This is a genomic window from Proteus sp. G4415, from assembly GCF_963896075.1.
In the GTDB taxonomy this organism is placed as follows: domain Bacteria; phylum Pseudomonadota; class Gammaproteobacteria; order Enterobacterales; family Enterobacteriaceae; genus Proteus; species Proteus mirabilis.
Genome location: NZ_CAWQOK010000162.1, coordinates 1 through 7,892, shown reverse-complemented (window position 1 = coordinate 7,892; position 7,892 = coordinate 1). Strand labels below are relative to the sequence as shown.

Annotated in this window: 6 protein-coding genes; 3 read left to right on the top strand and 3 right to left on the bottom strand. The window is 36.0% G+C overall.

From position 1 onward, the window contains the following. The 3 genes from AACU95_RS17555 to AACU95_RS17545 all read left to right on the top strand — a co-directional run. On the top strand, window positions 1-216 hold a 216-nt coding region (locus AACU95_RS17555), incomplete at its 5' end, for a surface lipoprotein assembly modifier (protein ID WP_161737129.1). 44 nt (window positions 217-260) lie between these two features. Then, window positions 261-3,314: a TonB-dependent receptor domain-containing protein gene (locus AACU95_RS17550; protein ID WP_060555797.1), complete on the top strand. Its 3,054-nt coding sequence runs from the start codon at window positions 261-263 to the stop codon at window positions 3,312-3,314. A gap of 27 nt (window positions 3,315-3,341) precedes the next feature. After that, window positions 3,342-4,145, top strand: coding sequence for an energy transducer TonB family protein (locus AACU95_RS17545; RefSeq protein ID WP_004249775.1), 804 nt, complete (start codon window positions 3,342-3,344; stop codon window positions 4,143-4,145). Window positions 4,146-4,198: 53 nt separating this feature from the next. On the opposite strand, the gene AACU95_RS17540 is transcribed toward AACU95_RS17545, so the two are convergent. From AACU95_RS17540 to AACU95_RS17530, 3 genes are all read right to left on the bottom strand, one after another. Continuing rightward, window positions 4,199-6,160, bottom strand: coding sequence for an insecticidal delta-endotoxin Cry8Ea1 family protein (locus tag AACU95_RS17540; protein WP_036971861.1), 1,962 nt, complete (start codon window positions 6,158-6,160; stop codon window positions 4,199-4,201). 31 nt (window positions 6,161-6,191) lie between these two features. Then, window positions 6,192-7,121, bottom strand: a complete 930-nt coding sequence (locus AACU95_RS17535; protein ID WP_004246518.1) for a metallophosphoesterase — start codon at window positions 7,119-7,121, stop codon at window positions 6,192-6,194. 184 nt (window positions 7,122-7,305) lie between these two features. Beyond that, a complete protein-coding gene (locus AACU95_RS17530) occupies window positions 7,306-7,770 on the bottom strand; it encodes a DUF1097 domain-containing protein (protein ID WP_124740922.1) in 465 nt (154 codons plus the stop codon). Window positions 7,771-7,892 lie beyond the last annotated feature (122 nt).

Below are 7,892 nucleotides of genomic sequence, written 5' to 3'. Positions count from 1 at the left end.
CAATTTAAAAGTTTTAATAATTATAATCCATTATTAAATAAAAAAAGAAAAGATAATGGCTTTGTTTTTACAACAACTATTAAAAATAAAGCACCTATTATCTGGGGTTTTTATCCAGCAATAGAATTAAGTTATACCCGTAGATTAAGCAATGTGGATTGGTTATATCAATATCAGCAGCATGAAGTCTTATTTAAATTAGAAAAACAATTTTAATTAATTTAAAGCATGACTTCTTTATTAATTAAGTAGGTAACACAATGCATGTAGTGCTTTTTCACAAACGTACGTTAGTCTCCATGATGGTTTCACTCTCCTTATTTTCTCTCAATAGTTATTCCAAGACGAAGGATAATACAACCGATCTTGGACAAATTCAGGTTGCAGATAATTTAGAAAAAGATCAACAAGGTTATGCTCAAGTCTATGAAAAGGATGTGGCTAATATTTATTTAGGTAAAGCCCTTATTGAACGTTATCAAGGGGTATCGCCTGCAGATTTATTTAAAAGCGCGATAGGTGTTTATAGTGGTGAAGCCCGTAATGGAGGAGCATTGGATCCGAATATTCGTGGTATTCAAGGCCAAGGGCGTATCCCCGTTACTGTGGATGGTACTGAGCAGGCGATTACGGTTTATCGTGGTTATAGCGGTGCATCTAATCGTAACTATATTGATTCAAATTTGATAAGCAGTATCTATATAGAAAAAGGCCCTTCACTTAATCCTAATATAAAAACAGGAATTGGCGGAGGGGTTGCCATTAAAACATTAGATATACGTGATATTGTGCCCATTGGTGAGTCTTTTGGTATTAATTTTAAAGGTGATATTAGTAATAATGCCACAGGCTATAAAGATATTTATACTAATATGATTGAAGAGTACCGTTATTATCCAAAATTCTATCAACAAAATGCTTATATTATCGATCCTGCATTAGAAATAACACCTAAAAAAAGTAAAATAGAAAACTTTCAAGATTATTCATTTCGCTTAGGTGTAGGATTTGAGAAAGAAAAATTTAATTTACTTTTTGCATATGCAATACGTGAAAAAGGTAATTATTTTGCAGGAAAGAGAAATGTAGAAGAGTATAGTAAAGTAGATGAGCAATTGCTTAATTCTGTTTATATAATGGACGGGAAAAGACATTTTGAGCCTTATTTACCTTTTATTGCTCATATTTATCGACCTGGTAATGAAGTACCAAATACATCTAATCGTAACCGCTCTTTTTTAGTAAAAGGAATTCTATTTCCACAACAAACGCATCGTTTCTCCATTAATTATCGATACACCGATTTATTATTTGGCGATATTATGCCATCACGATTAAGTTGGGTTCGTTATCAAGAAAATTTAGTTAATCAATGGCCTTTGGCAAATATTACACAACAAGCAGGCACATTAACCTATCAATATAAACCAGAAGATAAAAAAACAGATTTATTACTGCGTTTATGGGGCAATTTAACGTTAGGACATACTAATACTCGGGGAGGAAAACCAAGAGAGCCTAAAATGGTTGATTTTAGAGCTAGCAGAAATACAAGGTGGGATCCCTCTATTGATACAGGCTTTTTAGATACAGCTTCTCTATATCAAGATAATAATCGTTATGGTGTTGATTTTTCATCGTTATTTAAATTATCACCTCAGTTTTCTATTTCTTTTTCCGGTCAATATCAATTGGAAAAATTAGATAGTCATGAGCTTGAACTTCCCATGGGTTTTGATTTCGTGACCGAGGGGCGAGCAGGGCAACGTCATGAAGTCAATTTAGCGTTAGCCACAGATTGGAAACCATTACCTTGGTTTGCGATGAATATTGGCGGTAAATATCATTACTATCATCTGACGGATACCTTTTTAAATAATAAACGGAAGAATAGGGTTAAAAATTACGAGAAAACAGCCCCTATCCGCGGTTATCTGATCTCTTATCGACGAGTATTAACGCCAGAAGAGTATTTACTCTATCGCGCGGTTAACAAAATTGATGTCGATACTTTACCTGACGAGTTAAAAAATTACCGAAATTCTGCTGAGCTGAGTAAAAAAATTAGAGACTTTCAACAAGCGGTTTTAGTTTACCCTGAAGGTGGCGCTTTGCTAGAGGAAATCAAGGAGCAGGTTGCTAGGCCATATCTTCAGAGAATACAGCATGATATGGAGCATGAAGATTTTCTTCGTAATAACCATGGAAAGATGCAAATAAAACGCGCTAAAGCCATCCCGATGAAAAGAGAGTTTAGCCTTTGGTTATTTGATGAAAATGGCGTGCTATCTAAGAGTAAGAATATTTTACTTAATGGTTTTCTTGATATGGAGGAAAAAGTCCCTCATCCAGTGACGGGGGAGTTAGTTTATCGCTTTGAAAAAGATGTTATTAATCCTCAGGCATTTTCTCTATCAGAAGATATTCAAGATCCCTACGCACTGGAGCCTAGCTATCAGCATGGCGCATTTTCCCCTTTAATCTCTGCCACCCTTTATGCCAACGATATGGTGCGTTTTTATGGCCGTTATACTGAGCAATTGCGTTTGCCTAACTTATTTGAAGATACCAGTGGTTTTTCAGGCTCTAAAGCTCGCTATTATGGTTTTAAGTTAAAGCCAGAGCGAGCCAAAAGCAGTGAGTTTGGTGTGGTTGTTGATTTTACGCATTGGTTGAATATAGAGCGCCACGCTGATATTAAAATTAATTACTTTAAAACGAACATTGAAAATGTATTTGATAGAGATGCTAATTGGCAAATTAGACAGTTAGAAAAACAAATATTAGAAGGTGTAGAGTTACAAGCCCGGTTTGATAATGGATTTATTTTCTTTGATACCGCATTAGTGTATAGCCATAAAAATAAAGTCTGTGATGAAAATGCTTTTTATGAGCTTGATGCATCAGGATTATCGGGTATTAAAAACTGTATGACAGGGGGATACCCTGGCGGATTTTTGCGCACCTCAATGCAGCCTAAATACTCAGTTAACCTACATTTAGGCACGCGCTGGCTAAATGATAAATTAGAATTAGGTAGTCGCTGGCTCTATTCATCAGAAGTTGAAAATAAAGATGAAAAATGGCTTAAAGAAAATTTACCTAATAGCTATTTTGGCATAAATAATAATCCGATGCGTTGGGCAAAAGTATTTACTATTGATGCTTATGCAACCTATCAATATAGCCCCAATTTATCTTTTGAAATAACAGGAAGTAATTTATTAAATGAATATTACATTGATCCGCTGACTCGTTCTGGTATGCCGGCACCAGGAAGAAGTTTGCGATTAGGTGTAACAGCCCAATTTTAATACAAAGATAAAATAGGAGTTTTATTTATGTTGGCACTTTCTGTCAGACAGCCACTTAATATTTATTATTGGCTCATTGCGATATCATTAGTTTATATCAGTTTATTGAGTTGGGTACTTAATTCATGGTCTATGACAGAAAGTGCGCACCATATTGATCAGCAACAGCAAAATACATTATCGGTCTATCAGGTGATGTTTTCGCCACCTAAACAATCTACTACCATGATTGAACCGAGAATAAAGATCGAGTCACAACAACCACCTATTGCACTACCAAGAAGTGAGAACGGTGAGTTTATTGAAGCGCCCAAACAACCCGCAAAAAAGCGTCAACAACAACCGGCCCCAATAACACCTAAAGCGATAAAACAGGTAAAAAAACAGCCAGTAGTAGACAAAACAGTACCTATAAAACTACCTGATTTAACAAATCACAACATAGTTCAAAGTACATCACAACCATCAGCAGAAAACTTAACACAGCATACCGCGAGTTCATTGGCAGGGAGCAGTCGTGCATTAAGTGAAAATGGTATTGGGCAGGGAGAGTCTGAAAATCACTATATCAGTTTATTGCGCCGAGAAATTGAGCGTCATAAGCGCTATCCTGCGCAAGCTCGTCGTATGCAAGATGAAGGGCTGGTTGTTGTGCGTTTTTCATTAACCGATGAAGGCTATATTTCATCCGTTGTACTTGAGCAGACCTCAGGGGTGGCATCTCTTGATAATGCTGCACTTGCCGCGGTAAAACGGGTAAAACCAATTGGCCCGAAACCTAATAACTTATCTGATCCTTTAACTATCTCGTTAAAATTTCAATTAAATTGAATAAAAAATACCTAAGTCAATATTACACTTAGGTATTTTATGGAAATAAAACATTAGAATAAAACAGTCATATCAGCCAACAAGGTATTAGGCTCAAAGAAATAGAGATGAAAATAGAGATTTTTTTGATCTTCTTGACTAAAAATACAAGATAAATCAATTTGATAAGTATAAAAATAACTTTTATTATCGGAAATAGGATGATTAAGTAATGGGGTTATTTTATAAATAATATTATCTTGATCTGTGGTGAGCTTAAATTCAGCAGAACCAATAATAGTGCCTTGGGTCGCATCGCCCGTTCTTGCCACTATAGCTAATGATTGTTCCTGCGTAATTGCACACTGTAATAACAAGGTGATTTTTTGTGATAAACCTACTTTGCCAATCGGCTCTTCGGATGGTAAACAAAAATAAGCATCGTGATTTAACAAAATACAATTTTTCCCCACTAACATATCACTATAGCCATATTGAGCTTTGCTTAGTTGAGTCATAAACCCATGATTTAAATCGAGTTCATAGCTCTTTTTTGCTGTGGGTAAATGATTTTTAGTGTCAAGGGGTAAGGATGCATAACCATCATAAAAACGAAATATAGGTGCAGATTCGGTTAACCAAGCTCCTGAGTCAGCTTGACAGCTTTTTCCATTGTGACGACTTAAATAAAGATTTACGCCATTAAAGCAGTAGCCAGGAATATTAAGATACGATTTATTATCTCGATTACCTTGACCGATAGTAAAACTATTATTGTTAACATCATCAAGTACCATATATTTTAACCCTCCCCAAGGTGTGTCAGAAATATAGCGAACGGAGGGTAAAATTTGTGTTGGTGACAGATAGGCTTTCTGACTGTCTGGGGTAAAAAATGTGTCGCTTTTTATAACATCATGGCTATCTCCTGCCACGCCATTACAGCCTTCATATTGAAAACTATCTACCTCTTTTTCAGGTGTTAAGTAGTTCTGTTTTAAACGGATCACTGCATCAATATGAGAGTAGGATTCAATACTTTGTAGCATGGATGTTCTATGTAATATATCTTTTCCCATCTCAACGTAAGTCTTGTAATAACTGATTTTTGGATCATGGCTATAGTCATTTCCATAAAGCTCTAAGCTATTCCAACGAGCAAAGGGGGTTGTAAATTCAATTTCAAAACTACGTTTAACCCAAGTTTGATAGAAAGATAAACCAGAAGTATAGATACCCACTAAAAAAGTATTACATTTATTATAATCATCTTTAAAAACTTGGGAGGTCTGCTGATAAATCGCTTTATGAATATTGGCGTTAAATTTATCAATGCTGTTTCTTAATGTTTTTAGATTATTTTTGAAATAATCCTCTTCCAGAGCAAGTTTTTCTTTATTGGTTAATATATCGCAATGGGCGGCGACAAAAAGTGCGCAACAGTGGCAATAAAAGGGCAATCCTGCTGATTGTGCTAAATTTAATACTAATGGTTGTTGAGCAATAATTGTCGAAATCACATCATCAAAACGGTTAAGAACTTGTTCCCGTAAATCTCGTAGTTGTGTTTCTGAATAATGCACATTGGGGTCAAGGTAACGAGCGAGAGAATCTGAAAATAATTGATAAACGTCGCTAATACCTTCTGTTGTGAGTTTAATGATTTTTATATTGTTATCAGTGATTTTAGCATCAATAATACGAGAGACATGGGCAATAATTTGCTCAGCTAACGAGCTATCTTTCATATTTTTATTCATGAGGCCAAAAAGTGCGGAAGTAATTTTTGAAAGTACCCCCCCAACAACAGGTATTAGACCAATGATATGACCCACGACCACTTCACCCACCATAATAGGCGCATTAAGCGGATCTTGTTGATTAAATTCATCCACAACAGTGGGTAATATATTACTGTTGCGATTAATCATATCTAACATCCCATCCTTTAAGTCCTCATATTCAATGCAGGTTAAAGGTTGAGTACAGGGGAGTGACGAAGGGCTTATTGATATTTTTAACGGATTTAAATGCATAAAAGAGACTCCTTCTCTGACGTAGTATTATTTAATTCCATTTTTCTATTAATTGAGGTGTACCTGATAAGCCGTTATAAACAGTGATAGATAATTCTGTACCACGGATTTCTACGGCTAAATAATCTCCTTTAAATAGCGCACCACTATTATAAACTGGGACATCGCCGAAGATCTCACTGCCACCATAACGGTTATCTTGACCAACATAATGGGTATGCCCAACAAATACCGCCTTTACCCCGTAATGTTCTAGCATATATTTAAAGAAGGTCAGCTCTTCTTGAGATGATTTTTCTGGGAAGTGTTGGTTTCCATCATGGAAGTTTAATATGATGGTTTTATTGCTATTTCGCGCCTGAATTAAATCTTTTTCTAACCAATCAATAGAATCTGTGACATTAATGGTTGAAGCTGACCAGTGATCGAGCACCACATGATAAGTGGGATAATTTTGTAATTGCACAAAATGGATATCACCATATTCCCAAGAGTAAGCCTTACTACCTGAATATTCGCTACTATCGTATCTAAAATTACCTGAAGTCGCATAATTACGATACTCTTCAATACGGTAGTGCATATCAAAAACCATGCCTCTTGCACAGGCATTCATACTGTAATCGGCATTACTCGGCTCTGCACAGTCACCCACATTGTTTTGATAATCGTGATTACCAAGTCCAACATAGGTATTAAATCCTAAAGGTGAAGGGGCAAACAGTGCACGAAAACTTTCACGTTGGGAGCGACGGCCAAATTCTGTTAAGTCACCATTTATAATGCCAAAAGCAAAAGATTTTTCACGGTGTAATGCTTGAATACTGTCTCTAACGCTTTTTACGGTGGTTTCCCAACGGGATTGATCATTATTGGGGTCATTATTATCTAGATCTAGACGCCAAGGTTGTGGATCTGACATGACAATAATATTGTAATCAGTAGATTGTGTTGTTGTCATCGCGATACTCCTTGTTACATTTTTATGGGTTAGCCTCCTTTTTGACCTAAATAGCCATAAACTACAATTGCAAAGTTTATTAGTGATCTGTGAGAAACATTGGAGAAAGTAGTGAAAAAGAGAAAGCGGCGCTCTAGAAATAAAACCTATAGAGTTACCGCTTTTTCATGGTGAGGTAAATTGATTAAATGGCTTTCTTCTGTGATTTATTCGCGATCCACAGTCCGCTCATTTTCATCGAGTAACCAAATAAAATACCGAGAATGAGTGAAGGGATAGTTTGTGTTAAATCACCTTGTGCGGCAAAAATAGTACATGCGCCAATAAAAGTACCCGGAATATAAGCCAGTAATGTGCTTTTAGCTTGCACACACATTACAAAGGCAATTACACCGGTGACGGCGTAGCCAAAAACCGCACTATCATTAAACAGTTGGCTACCATAAATAATCGCTAATGCCCAAATAACACCACTCATAATAGTCGCAATCGTCACGACTAAGCCTTTAAAACCTTCTTTAGGGTAGGCGAAATAAGCCGTGCAACCTAAAAAACCAGCCCAACTTAATAAGTCAAATTGGCTAGCAACAAATGCCCAAATGGCAGAAAGAATGCCTGTTGTCAGCGCAGTAAAATAAAGCGTTCTCACGATAGACTCTTAAAAGTAGTGGGGATATTTACCCTGTTAACTAAAGGTGAAGTTTAGCATTGTCATTAGTTGATTTACTATATTTAGATCATTAAACATCATCATTTAAATAACAATTTTTT